Source organism: Vibrio sp. 2132-1 (genome assembly GCF_033344315.1).
This window is the reverse complement of the sequence record NZ_JAWPON010000837.1, coordinates 1-523: the sequence shown is the minus strand read 5'-3', so window position 1 is coordinate 523 and position 523 is coordinate 1. Positions and strand designations below refer to the sequence as shown.

Genomic DNA, 523 nt, shown 5'->3' with positions numbered 1-523 from the left:
CACGATGTTGATATTGGTGCGCATCCCGGTTATCCCGACTTACAAGGTTTTGGTCGACGCAGCCTCAGTATGAGCAGCGATGAAATTACTAACATGGTGATCTATCAAGTAGGCGCGTTGCAGGCATTGTGCCGTGCGCAGTATACCGATATCGGTTATATCAAGCCTCATGGTGCCCTTTACAACGATATGATGAAAAGCGATGCGGTTTTTCGAGCGGTCGTTAAAGCAGCCGCACTGTTTAAAGTACCGTTGATGATCCTTGCATCGCAAGAGAACGAAAAATATTTAGAAATCGCGGACGATTATGATGTGCCATTGTTGTTTGAGGCGTTTGCCGATCGCCTGTATCAGGATGATGGGATGTTGACACCAAGAACGCACCCAAATGCCGTTTTGAAAGATGAGCTAGCGATTTTAGAACAAGTCAGAACATTGGCTGATTCAGGCCGAGTAAAAACCGCGTCAGGCAGTTATATCTTGTTAGAAGCGGACACAATATGCGTCCATGGAGACAATGAAG

At 46.3% G+C, this 523-nt stretch carries 1 protein-coding gene; it reads left to right on the top strand.

Translation table 11 applies throughout. The annotated features are described in order from the left end of the window. On the top strand, positions 1-523 hold a 523-nt coding region (locus tag R8N47_RS28290), incomplete at both ends, for a 5-oxoprolinase subunit PxpA (protein WP_318186495.1).